A 20,310-nucleotide genomic window follows, 5' to 3' on the forward strand; every position below is an offset into this window, starting at 1 on the left:
ATGACGGTCTCGGTCTGCTTCAACTGTCAAACGGTTCGCTCGATGTCATCACCCGCGAAGGCGGGTGATCCAGTATTCCAGAGACGGTCGTGCTTGAGCCGATAGGCCGCGGCGTACTGGATCGCCCGGTCCATGTGCGCAATTGCGCACAGGTCGGGCGATGACAGCAGTGGATGAACGAGGACAGAGCCTGACATCCTCTCAGGATGACGGAATGAAGATCGCGCACGCCTGATCGCGCTACTCCGCTGCCACCATCTGCTGCGTCCGCCACTGTCCGAGCAAAGCGCGCAGCGAGGCCGGCTTGACCGGCTTGTTCAGCACCGCGATGTTTTCCTCGCGGGCGGCGCTGCGCACCGCCGGGCTGCGGTCGGCGGTGATCAGGATCGCCGGAATGTTGTTGCCGAAGCGGCGGCGGATCTCGCGGATTGCGGCGACGCCGTTGCCGCGGTCGAGATGGTAGTCGACCAGCACGCCGGTAACGCGGCCGTCGGCGGCCTCGATCGCGGTGATGGCGGCGTCGGCATCGGTCACCGCGATCACCTCGGCATCCCACGCCGTGAGCAGCGTCTTCATGCCGTCAAGGATGGCGGGGTCGTTCTCGATGCAGACGATCAGCGCGCCGCTCATCGGGGTCTTCGACACCGGGGTGGCGGCAGTGACGGCCGCGGTATGGTTGACCGCGGCTGCGATCGGCACCGTGACCGAGAACGCCGAGCCGCCGCTGTCATTGGCCGAGATCGCAATGCGGTGGTTGAGCACGCGCGCCAGCCGCTCGACGATCGAGAGCCCAAGCCCGAGACCGCGCGCGATCCGCGCGCCCTGCTCGAGCCGATGGAATTCCTTGAAGATCTCGCCGCGCTTCTGCACGGGAATGCCGACGCCGGTGTCGTAAACGCTGATCTGGAGCTGCTTGCCATGGCGGCGGCAGCCGATCAGCACGCGGCCGCGCGGGGTGTATTTGATCGCATTCGAGATGAAGTTCTGCATCAGCCGGCGCAGCAGCGAGCGGTCGGACTCGACCGGCAGCGAGCAGGGCACGAAGCGCAGATCGAGACCCTTGTCGCGGGCGATCGGCATGAACTCGATCTCCAGCGACCGCATCAGGTCGGCCATCCGGAAGCTGGTGATCGCCGGCGTCATGGCGCCGGCATCGAGCCTCGAGATGTCGAGCAGCGCGCCCAGGATGTCCTCGATCGCCTCGAGCGAATCGTCGATGTTCTCGACCAGGCGGGAATCCTCGCCGCCGTTCTGGCGCTCGACCAGGCTCGTGACATAGAGCCGCGCCGCATTGAGCGGCTGCAGGATGTCGTGGCTGGCCGCGGCCAGGAAGCGCGTCTTGGAGGCGTTGGCGTCTTCCGCGATGCCCTTGGCGAGCGCGAGCTCGGAGTTCAGCCGGGTCAGCTCCTCGGTGCGGTCGCGCACCCGTTTCTCCAGCGTCGCGTTGGCGCGCTCCAGCGCCTCAGCAGCCTCGAAGCTCGGCGTGACGTCGGAGAAGGTGATGACGAGGCCGCCGCCCGGCATCCGGTTGGCGCGCACCTCGATCACCTGGTGGCGGTCGATGAAGCGTTCCAGATAGGGTTCGCCCTCGGTGGTGTAGGCGCGCAGCCTGAGCTGCAGCAGGCTGTCGCTGTCGCCGGCCGGCGGCGGGCTGACCGCGCCCATGAATTCGAGGATCTCGGGCAGCGGGATGCCGAGCTGTACCAGATGCGGCGGCAGCGCCAGCAGCTCGGAGAACTGACGGTTGGAGCAGATCAGCTGCAGGTCGGGATCGAACACCGCGATGCCCTGCCGCACATGGTTGAGCGCGGTCTGCAGGATCTCGCGGTTGAAATGCAGCGCGGCGTGGGAATCGTCGAGCAGCTTCAGCGCGGCCTTGGCCGACACGGTGCGCCGCTGCAGCAGTAGCGACATCACGAGGCGCGAGGACGCCGCCCCGATCGAGGAGGCGATCAGCCGCTCGGCGTGCTGCAGCAATTCGAAATCGGCCGGCGCCTGTGGATCGAGCGCGATGTTGCGATCGGCGGCGAACGAGGCGAACGCCTCCCGGGTGCGGTCGGGACCGAGATATTGCGTCACCGTGCTCTGGATGTCCTGCACCGTCACGGTGGTGCGCCAGCGCCGGAAGCTGGGGGCGATCGGCGCCAGCTCGTTGGGCACGAACAGGTCGGCCTGCAGCAGCTCGATCGACGACGGGGCGCGCGCCAGCGAGAACACGACATAGGTCAGCATGTTGAGCGAGAGGCTCCACAGCACGCCGTGCAGGAGCGGCGGCAGATCGGCGCCGAACAGCGCCTGCGGCCGCAGCGCGTCGATGCCGAACGGCCCGTGCTGCAACAGCATCAGCCCGGTGGTCGAGGTTTCCAGGAAGCTCGGAATGAACAGCGTGTAGAGCCAGGTCGCAAAGCCGATCACCATGCCGGCGATGGCGCCGCGCGCGGTGGCGCGGCGCCAGAACAGGCCGCCGAAGAACGCCGGCGCCAGCTGGCTGATCGCGGCAAAGGAGAGCAGGCCGATCGAGACCAGCTGGGTGTTGCCGAGCGCGCGATAGTAGAAATACGCCATCACCATGATGGCGAAGATCGAGAAGCGGCGCGCCTTCAGCAGGAAGTCGCCAAAGTCCGTGTGGCCGACCCGGGCATCGTCGCTGCGCGGCAGCACCAGCGGCAGCACGATGTCGTTGGAGACCATGATCGACAGCGCGACGCATTCGACGATCACCATCGCGGTGCCGGCCGACAGGCCGCCGACGAACACGGCAAGACTGAGCAGCTGCGAATTACCCTCGATCGGCAGCGCCAGCACGAACATGTCGGCATCGACGGCGCCGAACGGGAAGATCACGAGGCCCGCGATCGCGATCGGAATCACGAACAGGTTGATGACGACGAGGTAGAGCGGGAACAGCCAGCGCGCCCGGCTGACGTCGGCGCTGGTCGAATTCTCCACGACGCTGACGTGGAACTGGCGCGGCAGCAGCATGATGGCGCAGAACGACAGCAGTGTCATGATCAGGAAATTACCGACCGACGGCACATACTCGATGGCGCGCACCGCTTCCGGCGTCTTCAGGGCGCGCTCGTAGAGCTCGCCGGGCGAGAACATCCAGAAGGTGACGAAGGCGCCGGCGGCGATGAAGGCGACCAGCTTGACGATCGATTCGGCCGCGATCGCCAGAATCAGGCCGTGCTGGTGCTCGGTCGCGTCGGTGTGGCGGGTGCCGAACAGCACCGCGAACACGGCCATCGCCAAGGTCACCATCAGCGCGATGTCGCCGATGATCGGGATCCTGGAGAACGCCTGGTCCTCGCTCAGGATCACCTCCAGCGACGAGGCGATCGCCTTCAGCTGCAGCGCGATGTAGGGCACCGAGCCGATGATCGCGATCAGCGCCACCGTCGCGGCCACCGCCTGGCTCTTGCCGTAGCGCGCGGCGATGAAGTCGGCGATCGAGGTGATGTTCTGCGACTTGGCGAGCGCGATCACCCGGCGCAGCAGCGGCGTGCACAGCCCGATCATCAGGATCGGGCCGACATAGATTGCGAGGAAGTCGATGCTGGTGCGGGTGGCGAAGCCGACCGAGCCGAAGAAGGTCCAGGAGGTGCAGTAAATCGCCAGCGACAGCGGATAGATCCACCGGCTGGCAAGGCCGCGCTCGCCGGGCGGCATCCGGTCGCCGCGGCTCGCCACGAAGAACAACAATCCGATGTAGGCGAACGCCGTGGCGATTACGCCCCAGTCGTGCAGCATCGCTGCTCATCTCCCTTCCCGGCCGGGGGAGGGCCAGGTCACGGGACTATAAACCCAAAGGGCCGGCCGCGCATCGCACGACCGGCCCGATTTCGGGGGGCAGCAACGGATAGGGTTACTCGGCGGCCAGCGACTTCCGGTGCAGCGGCAGGCCGAGCCGGTCCCAGACCTGCAGCAGGGCCTCGGCCAGCGCGTCGATCAGGCCGTCCTCGTGGTACGGCGAGGGGGTGATGCGCAGCCGCTCGGTGCCCTTGGCGACGGTCGGATAGTTGATCGGCTGGATATAGATGCCGTGCTCCTCGAGCAGCAGGTCGGAAGCGCGCTTGCACTTCTCGGGGTCGCCGACGAACAGCGGCACGATGTGGGTGTCGCTCGACATCACCGGCAGGCCGGCGGCGGTCAGGATCGCCTTGGTGCGGGCGGCGCGGTCCTGGTGGCGCTCGCGCTCCCAGTTCGAGGTTTTCAGATGGCGGATCGCCGCTGTCGCGGCCGAGCAGATCGCCGGCGGCAGCGCGGTGGTGAAGATGAAGCCCGGGGCATAGGAGCGCACGGCGTCGATGATCTCGCGCTTGGCGGCAATGTAGCCGCCGAGGCAGCCGAACGCCTTCGCCAGCGTGCCCTCGAGGATGTCGATCCGGTGCATCACGCCGTCGCGCTCGGCGATGCCGCCGCCGCGCGGGCCGTACATGCCGACCGCGTGAACCTCGTCGACATAGGTCATGGCGCCGTATTTCTCGGCGAGATCGCAGATCTTGGCGAGCGGCGCGACGTCGCCGTCCATCGAATAGAGGCTCTCGCAGACGATCAGCTTCGGCCGGTCGGGACCGGCGGCGATCAGCAGCTCTTCGAGATGCGCGACGTCGTTGTGGCGGAAGATCAGGCGGTCGCAGCCGGCCTGGCGGACGCCCTCGATCATCGAATTGTGGTTCAGCGCATCCGACAGGATCAGGCAGTTCGGAATCAGTTTTGCGATGGTCGAGATGCCGGTCTGGTTCGAGACATAGCCGGACGTGAAGAGCAGCGAGGCTTCCTTGCCGTGTAGGTCGGCGAGCTCCGCCTCGAGCTGCACCAGCGGATGATGGGTGCCCGCGATGTTGCGGGTGCCGCCGGCACCGGTGCCGACCCGGGTCGCGGTCTCGACCATGGCGCCGACCACCTTGGGGTGCTGGCCCATGCCGAGATAGTCGTTGGAGCACCAGATCACGACATTGCGCTGGCCCTTCGGCGAGTGCCAGGTGGCGTGCGGGAAGCGGCCGGCGATCCGCTCGAGATCGGCGAACACGCGGTAGCGCCGCTCGTCATGCAGGCGGGTGAGGGCGGCATTGAAGAACTGGTTGTAATCCATCGGCGAACCCACAAACGGAACCTGACCGGGCACTGAAGGCCTTACTTAGAGCTTTTCCAGCTCTAATGTCTATGCATTGGCTCACATCTGGGCATGCGCCGCAGGTGGGCAAATTGCCCTAGCTGCGGGGATCTTGCTTGATTCCTACCCGGTCCGGCCGGCGGGCGGGCGAGCTGAGGCGCTCAGGTCGTCCTGAAGCGCAGCACGCCGTCGGCGGTCTCCGCCGTCAGGCGGCCCTCGACCAGCATGTAGTTGACATGGGCGACCAGCTCGCCGGAGGCGAAACCCATCTGGTGCTCGTCCAGCACGTGCTTGTGGAACACCACCGGCACCAGTTCCTTGGAGGTCTGCGGCACCTCGCGGCAGGCCTCGGCGATCAGCCGGCAACGCTCCTCGTGGTGATCGGCGAGCTGCTTGATCCGCGTCTTCAGCCCGTAGAACGGCACGCCATGGCCGGGCAGCACCATCACGTCATAGGGCAGCGTGGTGGTGAGGCTGGCCAGCGACGCGAGGTATTCGCCGAGCGAATTCTGCTCGGGCTCGACCGCCCAGACGCTGACATTGGGCGAGATCTTGCTCAGCACCTGGTCGGCGGACAGGAACAGCTTGTCGGCCGCGCAATACAGCATCACCTGGTCGAGCGCGTGACCGCCGCCGGTGATCACCTTGAAGCGCCGCGTGCCGATCACGACCTCGTCGCCATGGGTGAGGCGGTGATAGGACGGCGGCAGCACCGAGACCCGCTTCAGATAGTCCTGGCCGCGGCCGAGCAGCTTTTCGGTCAGGTCCTCGTCCATGCCATGGCGGCGGAAGAACAGCCGCTGCGCGTTGCGCCGCTCCTCGGTGCCGCGGTTCTGGTGATAGACCGACTGCAAATATTCGACCTGCGACATGAACAGTGGACAGCCGAAGCGCTCGGTGATCCAGCCCGCGAGCCCGACATGGTCAGGGTGCGAATGGGTCACGATCAGGCGGGTGACCTTGACGTGCTTCAGCGGCCCCTCGAACAGCGTGGTCCAGGCCGCGATCGATTCCTCATTGCCGAAGCCGGCATCCACCATGGTCCAGCCGTCGCCGTCGGCGAGCAGATAGACGTTCACATGGTTGAGGCGGAACGGCAGCTTCAGCCGCGCCCACAGCACGCCGGGCGCCACCTCCACGACCTGGTCGGGGCCGGGATGGTTCTCCCAGGGGTATCTCAATGCCTCCGCCGAGGAGGGCAGGCCGTCCGTCTTCTTGTCCATGCTACGGGCTTAGCGGCACATCGGCTGCCGCGCCAGCCGAAAAATCAGGATGGCTGTCCGGAGAATCGGGGGAATTCCGTGGCCCGGATGAAGCGCAGCGCTTTCTTCCCCTTCCCCCTGAAAGGGGGAAGGTCGGGATGGGGGTCAGCCACGGGCGACAGTGTCGGTGGAGAGACTAGATCCCCACCCGCTTTGCTCTGACGAGCAAAGCGACCTCCCCTTTTCAAGGGGAGGTTGGAGCCCCGGAACGACGTGCGTCAGGCCGCCCTGATATTCGACAGGAACCCGTCGATCTCCGAGCGCAGCACGTCGGCCTCGCGGCGCAGCGCGTCGGAGGCGCTCAGGACCTCGGTCGCGGCGGCGCCGGCCTCGGTCGAGGCGGTCGAGACGCCGATGATGTTGCTCGACACCTCGCTGGTGCCGCCGGCGGCGTGCTGGATGTTGCGGGCGATCTCGCGGGTCGCCGCGCCCTGCTCCTCGACCGCGGCCGCGATCGCGGTGGTGACGTCGTTGATCTCGCCGATCGTGCTCGAGATGTTGCGGATCGCCGAGACCGCCGAGGTCGTGACCTCCTGCATGCTGACGATCTGCTGGCGGATTTCTTCCGTCGCCTTGGCAGTCTGGCTCGCCAAATTCTTCACCTCGGAGGCGACCACGGCAAAGCCGCGGCCGGCTTCGCCGGCGCGCGCCGCCTCGATAGTCGCGTTGAGCGCCAGCAGATTGGTCTGCGAGGCGATGGTCTGGATCAGATCGACCACGACGCTGATGCGCGCGGCGTTGTCGGCAAGGCCCTGCATCGTGGTGTCGGTCGCCCGCGCTTCCTCCACCGCCTTGCGCGCGATCTCCGCCGAGGTCACGACCTGACGGCCGATCTCCGAGATCGACGACGACAATTCCTCGGTGCCGGCCGACACGGTCTGCACATTGACCGAGGTCTCCTCGGCGGCCGAGGCCACGGCGCTGACCAGCGCGCTGGATTGGTCGGCGGTGGCCGACATGCTCTGTGCGGTCGACTGCATCGAATTCGCCGAGCTCTGCAGGCTGCCGAGCGCGCTGCGGACGGTGGATTCGAACTCGGCGATCTGCGTCTCCATGCGCGAGGCGCGTTCGGCCTTGGCGATGCGGTCCTGGTTCTGGCTCGCGGTGAGCTCGCGGCCCTCGATCATGCTCTCGCGGAACACCTGCAGCGCGTCGGCCATCACCGCGATCTCGTCGCGCTGGCGGCTGTGCGGAATCTCGGTGTCGAGGTCGCCGTCGGACAATAGCTGCATCGAGCGCTGCAGGCCGCGGATGCGGCGCAGGATGTTGCGCCCGACATAGAGCCAGACGAACAGGAACGAGCCGACCAGGGTCAGCGCGCCGAGGCCGATCATCACCATGGTGGCGAACGCGATCTGCTGCCGCGCCTGGAAGGTCGAAGAGTCGGTCTCCTTCTGCACGGCGTCGACCAGCTGCTGGACGCTGATGCCGAGCCCGATGTTGAGCTTGCGGGTCTCGTCCAGAATGGTCTGGCCGTAGTCGATCGAGTCGAGCTCCTTCTGGCGGATCTTGAACACGCCGGTCTTGCCTTCGCCGAGCGCGAGCAGTTTTTCCGCGCTGTCGCGCACCGCTGATATCGCCGGATTCTTCGGCAGGTCCTCGAGGTTGGACTTGACGCGCTCGCGCCCGGCCTTGAACTCGGCCTCGATTGCATCCAGCGTCTCGCTCGAGGTCGCCGACAGCGCCGCGGTCATGTCGGCGGCCATCAGATTGCCGGCGGAAAGCACGTTGCTGATCTGGCCGACGGTGCGGGCCGCCTCGGTGGCGTCATCGGCGGAGACTTCGGCCGAGCCGAGGATGGCGTTGAGCCGGGTCTGCGCGTCGAGCATCGCGGGGCTGGCGGCGCCGACGAAGGCGGCCTGGGCCTTGCGCAGCGCGTTGTACTGCTTGTCGCGCAGTGCGCTGACGTCGAGCCGTTCGCGCGCCGCCGAGATCAGGCTCTTGGTGGCGTCGTCGGTGTTCTTGACGTTCTCCTTGAGTGCGCCGACCACGGCTTTGTCGGCGCCGAGCTCGATGATCTCGCCGAGCTTGGCATTGGTCAGCTGCGCGACCTCCTGCACCTTCTTGGTGCGCTCGGTGAGCGCGTCCTCGCTCTGCACCGCGAGCAGTCCGGGACCCTGGGCGGCGAGCGCGGCGCTCTGCGCCGACAGCTGCAGGCTTGCGGCAAGCCGCGGAATGTCGCGGCCGCTGAGATCGGTCATGGTGCCGCCGAGCTGGTGCAGCACCCAGCCGGCGCCGGCGCTGATGATCAGCGCCATGCCGGCGATCACGGCAAACGCCGCGAACAGGCTGCCGCGCACGCCCATCTGCGGAACGCCGATGCTCTTGAAACTTGGTTTGCCGAGCTTGAACCGAAACGCCATTGCCCCGTGCCCCCGTGCACTTTCCCCAGTGTTTCCCGGCGCGGGAGTATCGGTGCGGCCGGTTAACAAAATCGGGAAAATTGCGGCAAAGCGGGCGAATTTTGAGCATCGCGTGTGCCGGCGCTTTCTCCTGCACGGAATTGATGCACGTCCTTATATGCAAAAGGCCGGCGTGCGCCGGCCTTTTCCACGCCTGGTTGTATCTTGCCAGAACGGCCTCTCTCCCCGTCATTGCGAGCGAAGCGAAGCAATCCATTGTCACCGCGTGCGCGGAAAGATGGATTGCTTCGTCGCTACCGCTCCTCGCAATGACGGCTGCAGGGATCGAGCCCTCAGTACCGCGCGGCCATCGGGTTCGCGAAGTTGAAGCGGTAGTTGATGCCGGCCTTCACGGTGTGCTCGTCATTGTGGAAGCTGCCGAACGGCACCAGCGCGGCCGGGCCGGTGAAGCGGCTGTCGCCGAAGTCGTAATACTGGTACTCGACCTTCGCCGACCAGTTCGGGGCGAACATGTATTCGGCGCCGGCGCCGACGGTCCAGCCGTTCTGGTGGCTGTCGCTGAGCGCAAACGGGATCGCGACCCCGCCGAGCGTCACCCTCTCGTTGTTGTCGGAGTAGGCGTAGCCGCCCTTCACATAGATCAGGCCCGGACCCCAGGTGTAGCCGACCCGGCCGGTCACCGAGGCGATGCCGCGCTGGTTGTTGTTGTAGACATAGCCGCCGGGGAAGATCGCATTGAGCTGGTGGCCGCCGACCCAGGAATACTGGCCTTCGAGGCCGATCACCCACATGGGCGACAGCTGCCAGTCGTAGCCGGCCTGCACGCCGCCCATGAAGCGGGCGCTGCTGTCGGACAGCGCGAGGCCGTTGAAGGTGTTGTTGTCGGCAAACACGCCGCCAAGGTGACCGCCGAGATAGAAGCCGGTCCAGTTGTAGAGCGGTGCGGCGTAAACGGGCGCGGGCTGCTTGTAATAGGGACGGGCGCCGAGATCGGCGGCCTCGGCGGTCGCGCCAAAGGCGGCGACGGCGGCAGCCATGGCTGCGGTTGCGAGCAGGAACTTGTTCATTGTGGTCAGTCTCCGGACAGGTCGTGCGGAGGCGCCGCGTGGTGGCGCCATCCTTGCGGGCGCAGTTACACGGCTTTTGAATAAAATGCTGTCCACCGCGGCCGCTAAACCTGCCGTTTGCCGCGAAAGGTTTTGTTGTGCCTAACGAACGCTTAAGCGTGGATGAAGGAAGGCTTAACGCAGCGCTGGGCTAGCCAAGCCGCCGCCGCACATCCTCGCGCATCTGCTCGCGAAAAGCCTGGCGCCGCGCCGGGCGCTCCTTCACCGGGACGTCGTGACGGTCGAACACGTCGAACTTTTCCAGGATCGGATAGTGCTCGCTGGCCATCGCCAGCACGCGGAGCAGCGCGGCGACCTTGGCCGTCGGGCCGGTGACCTCCCAGCGCCGGATCTTCTCGGCGCCGCCGGCCTCCAGTCCGCAAAGCTTCGCCATGTCGGCTGCCGTCAGCTTCCGGCCGATCGCCTCGCTGAGCGCTTCGCGCAATTTCTTCAGTTCTGGGCCGGTCACTCTGGTTCAGCTCCGGGGCAAAGCAAGTGTGAAGTAGGTCACGCGGCGTACGCCGGGCCGGGGCTATACGACATGCATGCGACCTCCAGATGGAGAGACGATCATGCAAGGCATCATTGAAAGTCTCAGCCCCGAGCACAGTGACATCGATTGGAAATGGGTCGGCAGTGTGTTCGTCTTTTATATCGTGGCGATGATGCTCCTTGCCGGCGGGATGATGTCGCACTGATTCGTGCAGCGCGACCGCGCCAAGCTGCCGACCGCTGAACTGGGCCCGTCGCGCTGGCGGCCGGCGCGCGGTTAAAGGACCATCGGACCGTGCAAGGAGATGGTGCTGCCAGACAGGATTGAACTGTCGACCTCTCCATTACCAATGGAGTGCTCTACCACTGAGCTACGGCAGCATGCCCGGGAAAATAGAATCGACCCTCGAGGGGCCCGTCCAAGCGGGCGGTTCTTGCCACAAGGCCCCCTCCGGCGCAAGCAAAACGGCGCCGCTGCCGGCGGTGAAATCGGCGGAAATTGCCGTTCCCTGCCGGCGATCGTCGCCAATCCGGTCGATTCCGGCCAGATTTGGTTCCCAACATCGCCTTCGCGGGCCCCGGCGGTCGAATCGTTCCGCCTGACGCAACTGGCCGGCCGGCTAGGGTGCGCGGGCGGCGGCCATCCTCTATGCTCCGTGCGCGAGCGTCGGCGGTTCAGAGTTTTGGAAATGACAGGCGATCAAGGCAAGGGCGGCGGGCAGGCCGGAGCGAGCGTGAAGGATTCGCGGCAGGACCGCCTGAAGCTGGCGCTGCGCGAAAACCTGAAGCGGCGGAAATCGCAGGCGCGCGGTCGCGAGGATGTGGCTTCCGAACCGGGCGATGCCTCGCTAGAGCATGATCCGGAAAAGTGCGAAGCGGTTTTCCGAAAAGATCATGATCAAACAAAGAGCTAAAGCGCGATGACGATCCAACCTGATCTCATCGCGCTTCACGCCGACCGAGACGAGCCGGATCGTTAGCCGGTTTGCGATTACTGAAGGAAGCGGGGCGCCAAAGATGGCTGCAGACGACACACCGACGATCAACCGCCTCACCGCAACCGCCTACGCGTTCCCGCGCCAGGAGCAGACCTTTCCAACGCTGACGTCGTTTGAGATCGAGCGCATGCGCCGGTTCGGCGAGCCGCGGTCATACGGCGACGGCGAGGCGCTGTTCGAGACCGGCAAGCCGGGGCCGGGCATGTTCGTGATTCTGGCGGGCCATGTCGCGATCACCCAGCGCGACGGCCTCGGCCGGGTCACGCCGATCATCGACCAGGGGCCGGGGCAATTTCTGGCCGAGATCGGCCAGCTCTCCGGACGGCCCGCGCTGGTCGACGGCCATGCCGAAGGCGCGGTCGAGGCGCTGCTGCTGCCGCCGGAGCGGTTGCGTGCGCTGCTGGTCGCCGAGGCCGATCTCGGCGAGCGCATCATGCGGGCGCTGATCCTGCGCCGGGTCAGCCTGATCCAGGGCGGCGCCGGCGGGCCGGTGCTGATCGGCGCCGCCGGCACCATGGCGCGGCTGCAGAATTTTCTGGCGCGCAACGGCCAGCCGCAGCATGTGCTCGATCCCGATACCGACAAGGATGCCGCCGACCTCGTCGCGCGCTATTCGGTCTCCCGTGCCGAGCTGCCGCTGGTGGTCGCGCCGAACGGCACGGTGCTGCGCAATCCGTCGGAGACCGCGCTGGCGATGGCGCTCGGCATGATCGGCGGCAAGAAGCACGACAAGCTTTACGACGTCGCCGTGGTCGGCAGCGGCCCGGCCGGGCTCGCCACCGCGGTCTACGCCGCGTCGGAAGGGCTGTCGGTTGCGGTGTTCGATTCGCGCGCCTATGGCGGCCAGGCCGGCGCCAGCATGCGCATCGAGAACTATCTCGGCTTCCCGACCGGCATCTCCGGCCAGGCGCTGGCCGGCCGCGCCTTCAACCAGGCGCAGAAATTCGGCGCCGAGATGCTGATCCCGGTCTCGATCAAGGCGCTCGACTGCAGCAAGACCTCGGGCGCATTCGCGCTCGCCACCGATTGCGGGCACACGCTGCGCGCCAAGTCGGTGGTGGTCGCGAGCGGCGCGCGCTATCGCAGGCCCGAGATCGACAATCTCGATGCCTATGAGGGCCGCGGCGTCTGGTACTGGGCCTCGCCGATCGAGGCGCGGCTCTGCGCCGAGCAGGAGGTCGTGCTGGTCGGCGGCGGCAACTCCGCGGGCCAGGCGGCGGTGTATCTGTCAGCCCATGCCCGCAAGGTGATCATGATGATTCGCGGCGGCGGGCTCGGGGCCAGCATGTCGCGCTATCTGATCGAGCGCATCGAGGCGACGCCGAACATCGATCTGGTGTTCAACGCCGAGGTGATCGGGCTCGAGGGCGCGGAGACCTTGGAGCGGGTGCGCTGGAAGAGCCGGCTCGCGCCCGACGAATTCTCGCTCGATATCCGCAATCTGTTCCTGTTCGTCGGCGCCGATCCGGCCACCGGCTGGCTCGACGGCTGCGGCGTCGAGGTCGACCGCGGCGGCTTCGTGCTCACCGGCAAGCAGAACGGCGAGGGCAACCGCGCCGTGCCGCTGCTCGAGACCACGGTGCCCGGCGTGTTCGCGGTCGGCGACGTCCGCTCCGGCTCGGTCAAGCGCGTCGGCGGTGCGATCGGCGAAGGCGCCCAGGTCGTCGCCGCGTTGCACGGCTATCTTGCGGATGCGGCTAGTCCGTCGCTGTAGGGAAGGCGCCGTGCAGGCTCAATATCCCGTCATCCTGAGGTGCGAGCCCTCTTCGGCGAGCCTCGAAGGATGCACGGCCCGGCTGGTGGCCGATTCATCCTTCGAGGCTCGCAAGGGCTCGCGCCTCAGGATGACGGGTTAAGAAGGTGTACGAGTTGAGAGGTAGAGAATGTCAAAAGGCTGCACCCACATCGCCGGCATTGCCGACGTCACGCCGAGCGCGCTTGGCTGCGAGGAGTGCCTGAAGAGCGGCAGCCGCTGGCTGCATTTGCGGATCTGCCGGACCTGCGGCCATGTCGGCTGCTGCGACGATTCTCCCAACAAGCATGCCACCGCGCATTTCCACGCCACCGGCCATCCCGTGATCGAGGGCTACGATCCGCCGGAAGGCTGGGGCTGGTGCTATGTCGACGAGGTGCTGTTTGACCTGTCGAAGCGCAAGACGCCGCACAACGGGCCGATCCCGCGCTATGATTGATCGATGTCTCAGGAAGCGCACGGCGCGATGCCTGACGGCGGCGGGCCGTGGTGGATTTTTCATGAGATGTCGGCCGTCCTGCCATTGGAACCATGTAGCAATTTCTCCTCGCGCATCGTAACGTGGCGCGGGTTCTCAACGGGGAGTGCATCCACATGGTCCTGCTGCACGTGGTCATCAGTCTGATAGCTATCGTCTCCGGCCTGATCGTGATGTTTGGCCTGCTCGGGTCGAAATCGATGCCCGGGCTCACCGCGATCTTCCTCGTGCTCACGATCCTGACCAACGTCACCGGGTTCGTGATTCCGCCGCTGCTGACCGAGAAGCTGCTGCCATCGCACATCATCGGCCTGCTGTCGCTGGTGCTGCTCGCGATCGCCTGCATCGCGCTCTATGCGATGCGCCTCAATGGCATCTGGCGCCCGGTCTATGTCGTCACCGCGATGGTCTCGCTCTATCTCAACGTCTTCGTGCTGGTGATCCAGAGCTTCCTGAAGATACCGGCGCTGCAGGCGCTGGCGCCGGCGGTGCCGCCGAACCCGCCGTCCGGACCGGTGTTCGCGGTGGTGCAGGGCATCGTGCTGGTGTTCTTCGTCGTGGTGACGATTGGTATCTGGCGCCGGTTCAGGCCGTTCCGCCTCGCCTGATCGACCAACACGCACTCGCTGTTGCAGGGCGCACCACGTGCGAATCCGCAAACACGTTCTGTCAACCATCGCTAGATCTTGCCCAATCGCAATTGCGCATCTGTGGTTCACGCTTCGCGTGAACCGGAATGACGACTAACTGAAGGAGTGCGTCCATGCCCACTATCACCACCAAAGACGGCGTCGAGATTTTTTACAAGGATTGGGGCAAGGGCCAACCGATCGTGTTCAGCCATGGCTGGCCGCTGTCGTCGGACGATTGGGACGCGCAGATGCTGTTCTTCCTCAACAACGGCTTTCGCGTCATCGCCCATGACCGCCGCGGTCATGGCCGCTCGGCCCAGGTCGCCGACGGCCATGACATGGACCACTACGCCGACGATCTCGCCGCCGTCACCGCGCATCTCGATCTGAAGAACGCGGTTCACGTCGGCCATTCCACCGGCGGCGGCGAGGTGGTGCATTACATCGCCCGCCATGGCGAGAGCCGGGTCGCCAAGGCGGCGATCCTCTCCGCGGTGCCGCCGCTGATGGTGCAGACGGCGAACAATCCCGGCGGCCTGCCGAAATCGGTGTTCGATGGCTTGCAGGCCCAGCTCGCCGCCAACCGCTCGCAGTTCTACCGTGATCTCCCGGCCGGCCCGTTCTATGGCTACAACCGCCCGGGCGCCAAGCCGTCGGAGGCGGTAATCCAGAACTGGTGGCGTCAGGGCATGATGGGCGGCGCGAAGGCGCATTACGACGGCATCGTCGCCTTCTCGCAGACCGACTTCACCGAGGATTTGAAGAAGATCACCGTCCCGGTGCTGGTGATGCACGGCGACGACGACCAGATCGTGCCCTACGCCGACTCCGCCCCGCTGTCCGCCAAGCTGCTGAAGAACGGCACGCTGAAAACCTACAAGGGTTTTCCGCACGGCATGCCGACCACCGAAGCCGAGACGATCAACGCGGATTTGCTGGCGTTCATCAGGGGGTGAGTAAATGCGGTGCGGTTCGCCGCGCCGCATCGATCCCACGCACGTCTCTGCGGGTTCACGTGAGGGAGTCACCAGCGGAAGGGTTCCCTCCCCCCTTGCGGGGGAGGGTTAGGGAGAGGGGTACCACACGGGTGCTCTCTCAATCTGCTTTCGATCATGCACAGCCGAGATTGTGAGACGGTGCGTTCGTCGAGCATCTCGCCCGGGGCCACCCTCTCCCCAACCCTCCCCCGCAAGGGGGGAGGGAGCCTGACCGGTGTGCTCGCCTTACGTTTTCTCTCACCGACAGCGTGAAGTGCGGTAAGCACGCTCACTCGAAAATCCCGCGGATCGCCGCGAACATCCGTTTGGCGAACAGCTCCGGTTTCTCGCGGGCGCCGTCGGCGGTCCAGAGGTCGGCGCCGACGCGCATCGCGCCGGTGGTGATCATCGCGACGAGGCGCGCCTTCATCCGGTCCACCTTGTGGTTGGCGCGCTTGAGCAGCGCGTCGGCGAGCTCCCGCTCCATCTTCTCGTATTTGGCCTGATCGCGCGCCTGCAGTGCCGGATTGTCGCGCTTGAGCCGCGCCAGCGCGATCGCCTCGCGCGGATCGAGCTGCCGGACCAATTCGATGATCGCGTTCTCCGCCGCCTGCAGCATGGATTCGCCAGCCGGGCGCGCCGCCACCGCCGCGACCAGCGCCGCCGTGCCGTCCTCCTGCCACGCCAGCACCACGTCTTCCTTCGAGGCGAAATAGTGGAAGAAGGTGCGGCGCGAGACGTTGGCCGCGGCGACGATGTCGTCGAGCGTGGTCGCCTCGAAGCCGCGCTCCAAAAACAGCGTCATCGCCGCGCGCGTCAGCCGCTCCCGCGTCTCCTGCCGCTTGCGTGCGCGCAGGCCGGAGCCCTCGGCCGGGGCGGCCGAATTCTCCTTGGATTGCCGCGGCTTGGCGGCCTTGCGCGCGAGCGCGGGGCGTCTCAAATTTTCACCTCTTGCAAAATTGCACTTGGTGCACATTTATCCGGTGCGGCTGGACCCGCAACAACCGAATCGCGTTTGCCAGGAGATATAACCATGACCGGCTGGAGCACTGCAGACATTCCGCGGCTCGACGGCAGGACCGCCGTGATCACGGGCGCAACCGGCGGGCTCGGCTACCAGACCGCGTTGGAGCTGGCGCGCGCCGGCGCCACCGTGGTGCTGACCGGCCGCAACGGCGCCAAGGGCCAGGATGCGCTGGCGCGGATCCGCGGCGAGCTTCCCGATGCTGCGATCATCTACGAGACGCTCGACCTTGCGAGCATTGCATCGGTCGCCGATTTCGCTGGCCGCTTTGCCGCAACCCACCCATCGCTCGATTTGTTGATCAACAATGCCGCGGTGATGGCGCTGCCGACACGGCAGGTCACCGTCGACGAATTCGAGATGCAGTTCGGCACCAATTATCTCGGGCACTACGCGCTGACCGCGCTGCTGCTGCCGCAGCTTCGCCGCGGCCGCAACGCCCGCGTCGTCAATCTGTCCAGCCTTGCGCATCGCTCCGGCGCGATCAATTTCGACGACCTGCAGGCCCGGCGCTCCTACAAGCCATGGCGCGCCTACTGCCAGTCGAAGCTCGCGATGCTGATGTTTGCGCTCGAGCTGCAGCGCCGCAGCGCGATCAATGGCTGGGGCATCATGAGCAATGCCGCGCATCCCGGCTATGCCCGCACCGAGCTGATCCCGAACGGCCCGGGCACCGAGAGCCTGTCCTGGCGGTTCGGCAGGTATCTGCAGCCCCTGATGAGCCACTCGGCGGCCGCAGGCGCGTTGCCGACGCTGTTTGCCGCGACTTCGCCCGCGGCCGAGGGTGGCGGCTATTACGGGCCCAATGGGTTCTACGAATTGAAGGGCCCGCCGGCGCCGGCGAGGATCATGCCGCAGGCCAGGGACGCCGCGGTGGCGGAGCGGCTGTGGGACATCTCGGCCGCACTCACCGGTGTTCCGTTCATTCAGGTCGCGACCGCGGCCTGAGCGGGCGGCACGGGGATCATCGCGATGAAGGTCATCCCGTGCGGCGCATGCCTCCGACCGGCGCGGCCCGGTTCCGCCGGCGCGATTTGCTTCGGCAGCGTGGTACCTCCGGTGCGGTCAGGCGTTATATTGATCGCATGTCCCCACCCGCGCCGCTCAAACTGATCGCCCTCGATGCCGATGACCTCGCGGTCATCTCCACCCATGTGCAGGACGCCCGCGTCCAGGCCGCCGATATCGTCTGGCGCCAAGACGAAAAGCGCCTCGTGATCGGGCTGAACCGGCTCGACTGGGAGCAGACCTTGGCGGGCGGCGCCTGCTCGCGCCGGCTGATCGCGGCGCTGCGTTTCGACCGGGTGCTGGCATGCAAGTCGCGCAATATCGACCTGGAGGCCCCCGAGGCCATCCTGGAACTGCTCGGGATCGAATTCCACGCCTCCGACCCGCCCGGCGGCTGCGCGCTCCTGATGTTCGGCCATGGCGCCGCGCTGCGGCTCGATGTCGAGTGCCTGGAGTGCGAATTGACCGATTTGGGCACCGATGAGCTGGGGACGGCGGCGGAGTAAATTCCCGTCGTTCCGGCTTTCGCCGGGACGACGGAGGCAAGGGTTGACGGCCATAATCCGCCGCGCCATTGAGCAGGGGACCCGATCCCGAATCCCCTAGAAAGCCGCCATGCCCGTTCGCCTGGACCGACAGAGCGCCGATTTCGACCAGCGTTTCCGCGACTTCCTGGCGGCCAAGCGCGAGGTCTCGGCTGACGTCGAGCGCGCCACCCGCGCCATCGTCGACGATGTGGTGGCCCGCGGCGATGCGGCGCTGCTGGAGGCCACCAAGAAGTTCGACCGGCTCGACATCGCCGCCTCCGGCCTGCGCGTCTCCGCGGTCGAGATCGACGCTGCGGTGAAGGCCTGCGACGCCAAGACCGTCGATGCCCTGAAATTCGCCCGCGACCGGATCGAAACCTTCCACCGCCGCCAGATGCCGAAGGATGAGCGCTTCACCGATGCCGCAGGCGTCGAACTCGGCTGGCGCTGGAGCGCGGTCGATGCTGTCGGCTTGTACGTGCCCGGCGGCACCGCGGCCTATCCGTCCTCGGTGCTGATGAATGCGGTGCCGGCCAAGGTCGCCGGCGTGCCGCGCGTCGTGATGGTGGTGCCGGCGCCGGACGGCAAGCTCAACCCGCTGGTGCTGGCGGCCGCCGATCTTGGCGGCGTCTCCGAGATCTACCGCGTCGGCGGCGCCCAGGCGGTGGCCGCGCTCGCCTACGGCACCGCGACGATTGCGCCGGTGGCCAAGATCGTCGGTCCCGGCAACGCCTATGTCGCCGCGGCCAAGCGGCTGGTGTTCGGCAAGGTCGGCATCGACATGATCGCCGGCCCCTCCGAGGTGCTGGTGATCGCCGACGACACCGGCAATGCCGACTGGATCGCCGCCGACCTGCTGGCGCAGGCCGAGCACGATGTCAGCGCGCAGTCGATCCTGATCACCGACTCGGCGCGGCTCGCCGCCGATGTCGAGCGCGCGGTGGAGGCCCAGCTCAAGACCTTGCCGCGCGAAAAAATCGCGCGGGCCTCGTGGGATGATTTCGGCGCCGTGATCATGGTGAAACAGCTCGACGACGCGGTCGAGCTCGCCAATGCGATCGCCGCCGAGCATCTGGAGATCATGACCGCGGATGCGGAAGCACTGTCGAAAAAAGTCCGCAATGCCGGCGCGATCTTCCTCGGCGCGCATACGCCGGAGGCGATCGGCGACTATGTCGGCGGCTCCAACCACGTGCTGCCGACCGCGCGCTCGGCGCGGTTCTCGTCCGGCCTCGGGGTGCTTGACTTCATGAAGCGAACCTCGATCCTGAAGTGCGGGCCGGATCAGCTCCGTGCGCTCGGGCCCGCCGCGATGACGCTCGGCCAGGCCGAAGGTCTCGACGCCCATTCACGCTCCGTCGGATTGCGCCTCAACCTCTCATGACCAAGTCCCCCGCCGACGAGGATTCCAACAATCGCATCGTCGCGGTGACGCTCGACGAGGAATCGATCGGCCGTTCCGGGCCGGATATCGAGCATGAACGCGCGATCGCGATCTACGACCTGATCGAGCAGAACGTGTTCGCGCCCGAGGGCACGGAGCCCGGGCCGTATACGCTGCACATCGCGATCACCGGCAACCGGCTGATGTTCGATATCCGCAAGGAGGACGGCGCGCCCGTGGTCGCGCATCTGCTGTCGCTGACGCCGTTCCGCCGCGTCGTGAAGGACTACTTCATGATCTGCGACAGCTACTACCAGGCGATCCGCACCGCGACGCCGGACAAGATCGAGGCGATCGACATGGGCCGCCGCGGCATCCATGACGAGGGCTCGCGCACGCTGCAGGAGCGGCTCAAGGGCAAGGTGCGCGTCGACTTCGAGACCGCGCGGCGGCTGTTCACGCTGATCACCGTCCTGCACTGGAAAGGTGAGGGCGCATGATCCCGAAAAGTGGGAACCGGTTTTCGGACCAGATCATGCGCAAACAAGGAGGGCGCATGACGTCGGCGTGGGCTCCTCGACTGAAAGCCTGATCGCATGGTGGCGCCGGGCGCGCGCAATCCCCAGGCTGTGCTGTTCGCATGCGGCCTGAACAGCGTGCGCTCGCCGATGGCCGAGAGCCTGTTGCAGCAGATGTTTCCGAACGGGCTCTACGTCCGCTCGGCCGGCGCGCGCAAGGGCGAGCTCGATCCGTTCGCGGTCGCCGTCATGGCCGAGCTCGGCCAGGACATTTCCGGCCACAAGCCGCAGACCTTCGAGGAACTCGAGGACTGGGAGGGGCTGAATTTCGACCTGATCATCACGCTGGCGCCCGAGGCCCATCACAAGGCCCTCGAGCTCACCCGCACGCTGGCCGCCGATGTCGAGTACTGGCCGACGGTCGATCCGACCGGCACCGAGGGCACGCGCGAGCAGAAGCTCGCCGCCTATCGCGAGGTCTGCGACAGCCTGCTGCTGCGCATCCGCCGCCGCTTTGCGAAGGTCGCGGCGGCGAGCGGGTAATGACGATGAAACCCGGTCCCGCATCCGGAGAAGCGGTGACTTTGCCGGCCGTTGTCGCCAGACTGACAAACAGCTGTGCTTATGGGGCCTTGTCTGTCAGGGGATGCGCGATTCGCGGCCGGTTCCGCG

18 protein-coding genes and 1 tRNA gene are annotated in these 20,310 nt (G+C 66.4%); 11 read left to right on the forward strand and 8 right to left on the reverse strand.

Annotated elements, in window-relative coordinates; all coding sequences use genetic code 11:
- Positions 1-240: 240 nt before the first annotated feature.
- From XH93_RS04995 to XH93_RS05020, 6 genes are all read right to left on the reverse strand, one after another.
- Positions 241-3,750 carry a PAS domain-containing hybrid sensor histidine kinase/response regulator gene (locus tag XH93_RS04995; RefSeq protein WP_194472666.1) on the reverse strand — a complete coding sequence of 1,170 codons (3,510 nt, stop codon included), beginning with the start codon at positions 3,748-3,750 and terminating at the stop codon, positions 241-243.
- A 115-nt stretch (positions 3,751-3,865) separates the two neighbouring features.
- Positions 3,866-5,095, reverse strand: coding sequence for a 5-aminolevulinate synthase (gene hemA / locus XH93_RS05000; protein WP_139486878.1), 1,230 nt, complete (start codon positions 5,093-5,095; stop codon positions 3,866-3,868).
- Between the two features lie 182 nt (positions 5,096-5,277).
- Positions 5,278-6,339 carry an MBL fold metallo-hydrolase gene (locus XH93_RS05005; protein WP_194472667.1) on the reverse strand — a complete coding sequence of 354 codons (1,062 nt, stop codon included), beginning with the start codon at positions 6,337-6,339 and terminating at the stop codon, positions 5,278-5,280.
- Between the two features lie 257 nt (positions 6,340-6,596).
- Positions 6,597-8,741: a methyl-accepting chemotaxis protein gene (locus XH93_RS05010; protein ID WP_194472668.1), complete on the reverse strand. Its 2,145-nt coding sequence runs from the start codon at positions 8,739-8,741 to the stop codon at positions 6,597-6,599.
- Positions 8,742-9,073: 332 nt separating this feature from the next.
- Positions 9,074-9,808, reverse strand: a complete 735-nt coding sequence (locus XH93_RS05015; RefSeq protein WP_194472669.1) for an outer membrane protein — start codon at positions 9,806-9,808, stop codon at positions 9,074-9,076.
- 190 nt (positions 9,809-9,998) lie between these two features.
- Complete coding sequence (locus tag XH93_RS05020) at positions 9,999-10,316, reverse strand: hypothetical protein (protein ID WP_139486882.1); 318 nt, start codon at positions 10,314-10,316, stop codon at positions 9,999-10,001.
- A 103-nt stretch (positions 10,317-10,419) separates the two neighbouring features.
- Between XH93_RS05020 and XH93_RS42665 the strand changes: the two genes are divergently transcribed.
- Complete coding sequence (locus XH93_RS42665; RefSeq protein ID WP_256436594.1) at positions 10,420-10,545, forward strand: hypothetical protein; 126 nt, start codon at positions 10,420-10,422, stop codon at positions 10,543-10,545.
- A 100-nt stretch (positions 10,546-10,645) separates the two neighbouring features.
- On the opposite strand, the gene XH93_RS05025 is transcribed toward XH93_RS42665, so the two are convergent.
- A tRNA-Thr gene (locus tag XH93_RS05025) sits at positions 10,646-10,720 on the reverse strand.
- A 53-nt stretch (positions 10,721-10,773) separates the two neighbouring features.
- Here XH93_RS05025 and XH93_RS42885 point away from each other — a divergent pair.
- The 5 genes from XH93_RS42885 to XH93_RS05050 all read left to right on the forward strand — a co-directional run bounded on the left by XH93_RS42885 (position 10,774) and on the right by XH93_RS05050 (position 15,156).
- Positions 10,774-11,253, forward strand: coding sequence for a hypothetical protein (locus XH93_RS42885; protein WP_371814931.1), 480 nt, complete (start codon positions 10,774-10,776; stop codon positions 11,251-11,253).
- A 103-nt stretch (positions 11,254-11,356) separates the two neighbouring features.
- Complete coding sequence (locus XH93_RS05035) at positions 11,357-13,051, forward strand: FAD-dependent oxidoreductase (protein WP_194472670.1); 1,695 nt, start codon at positions 11,357-11,359, stop codon at positions 13,049-13,051.
- 169 nt (positions 13,052-13,220) lie between these two features.
- Positions 13,221-13,529, forward strand: coding sequence for a UBP-type zinc finger domain-containing protein (locus tag XH93_RS05040; protein ID WP_139486884.1), 309 nt, complete (start codon positions 13,221-13,223; stop codon positions 13,527-13,529).
- A 155-nt stretch (positions 13,530-13,684) separates the two neighbouring features.
- Positions 13,685-14,176, forward strand: a complete 492-nt coding sequence (locus tag XH93_RS05045) for a hypothetical protein (protein ID WP_139486885.1) — start codon at positions 13,685-13,687, stop codon at positions 14,174-14,176.
- Between the two features lie 155 nt (positions 14,177-14,331).
- The gene (locus tag XH93_RS05050; protein ID WP_194472671.1) at positions 14,332-15,156 is read left to right on the forward strand and encodes an alpha/beta fold hydrolase; all 825 of its coding nucleotides are present in this window, start codon (positions 14,332-14,334) and stop codon (positions 15,154-15,156) included.
- Between the two features lie 310 nt (positions 15,157-15,466).
- On the opposite strand, the gene XH93_RS05055 is transcribed toward XH93_RS05050, so the two are convergent.
- Positions 15,467-16,117 (reverse strand): TetR family transcriptional regulator, encoded by a 651-nt coding sequence (locus tag XH93_RS05055; RefSeq protein ID WP_371814932.1) that lies wholly within the window; start codon positions 16,115-16,117, stop codon positions 15,467-15,469.
- Between the two features lie 93 nt (positions 16,118-16,210).
- On the opposite strand from XH93_RS05055, the gene XH93_RS05060 reads away from it, so the two are divergent.
- The 5 genes from XH93_RS05060 (at position 16,211) to XH93_RS05080 (ending at position 20,181) form a co-directional block, all read left to right on the forward strand.
- Positions 16,211-17,149 (forward strand): SDR family oxidoreductase, encoded by a 939-nt coding sequence (locus tag XH93_RS05060; protein WP_194472673.1) that lies wholly within the window; start codon positions 16,211-16,213, stop codon positions 17,147-17,149.
- A 137-nt stretch (positions 17,150-17,286) separates the two neighbouring features.
- Positions 17,287-17,715 carry a DUF2948 family protein gene (locus XH93_RS05065; RefSeq protein ID WP_172627180.1) on the forward strand — a complete coding sequence of 143 codons (429 nt, stop codon included), beginning with the start codon at positions 17,287-17,289 and terminating at the stop codon, positions 17,713-17,715.
- Between the two features lie 109 nt (positions 17,716-17,824).
- Positions 17,825-19,120 (forward strand): histidinol dehydrogenase, encoded by a 1,296-nt coding sequence (hisD, locus tag XH93_RS05070; protein WP_194472674.1) that lies wholly within the window; start codon positions 17,825-17,827, stop codon positions 19,118-19,120.
- The gene (locus XH93_RS05075) at positions 19,117-19,620 is read left to right on the forward strand and encodes a UPF0262 family protein (protein WP_139486890.1); all 504 of its coding nucleotides are present in this window, start codon (positions 19,117-19,119) and stop codon (positions 19,618-19,620) included. Before hisD ends, XH93_RS05075 begins: the two co-directional genes overlap by 4 nt.
- A gap of 96 nt (positions 19,621-19,716) precedes the next feature.
- Positions 19,717-20,181 (forward strand): arsenate reductase ArsC, encoded by a 465-nt coding sequence (locus tag XH93_RS05080; RefSeq protein ID WP_139486891.1) that lies wholly within the window; start codon positions 19,717-19,719, stop codon positions 20,179-20,181.
- Positions 20,182-20,310: the final 129 nt, after the last annotated feature.

Source organism: Bradyrhizobium sp. CCBAU 51753 (assembly GCF_015291565.1).
In the GTDB taxonomy this organism is placed as follows: Bacteria; Pseudomonadota; Alphaproteobacteria; order Rhizobiales; family Xanthobacteraceae; genus Bradyrhizobium; species Bradyrhizobium ivorense.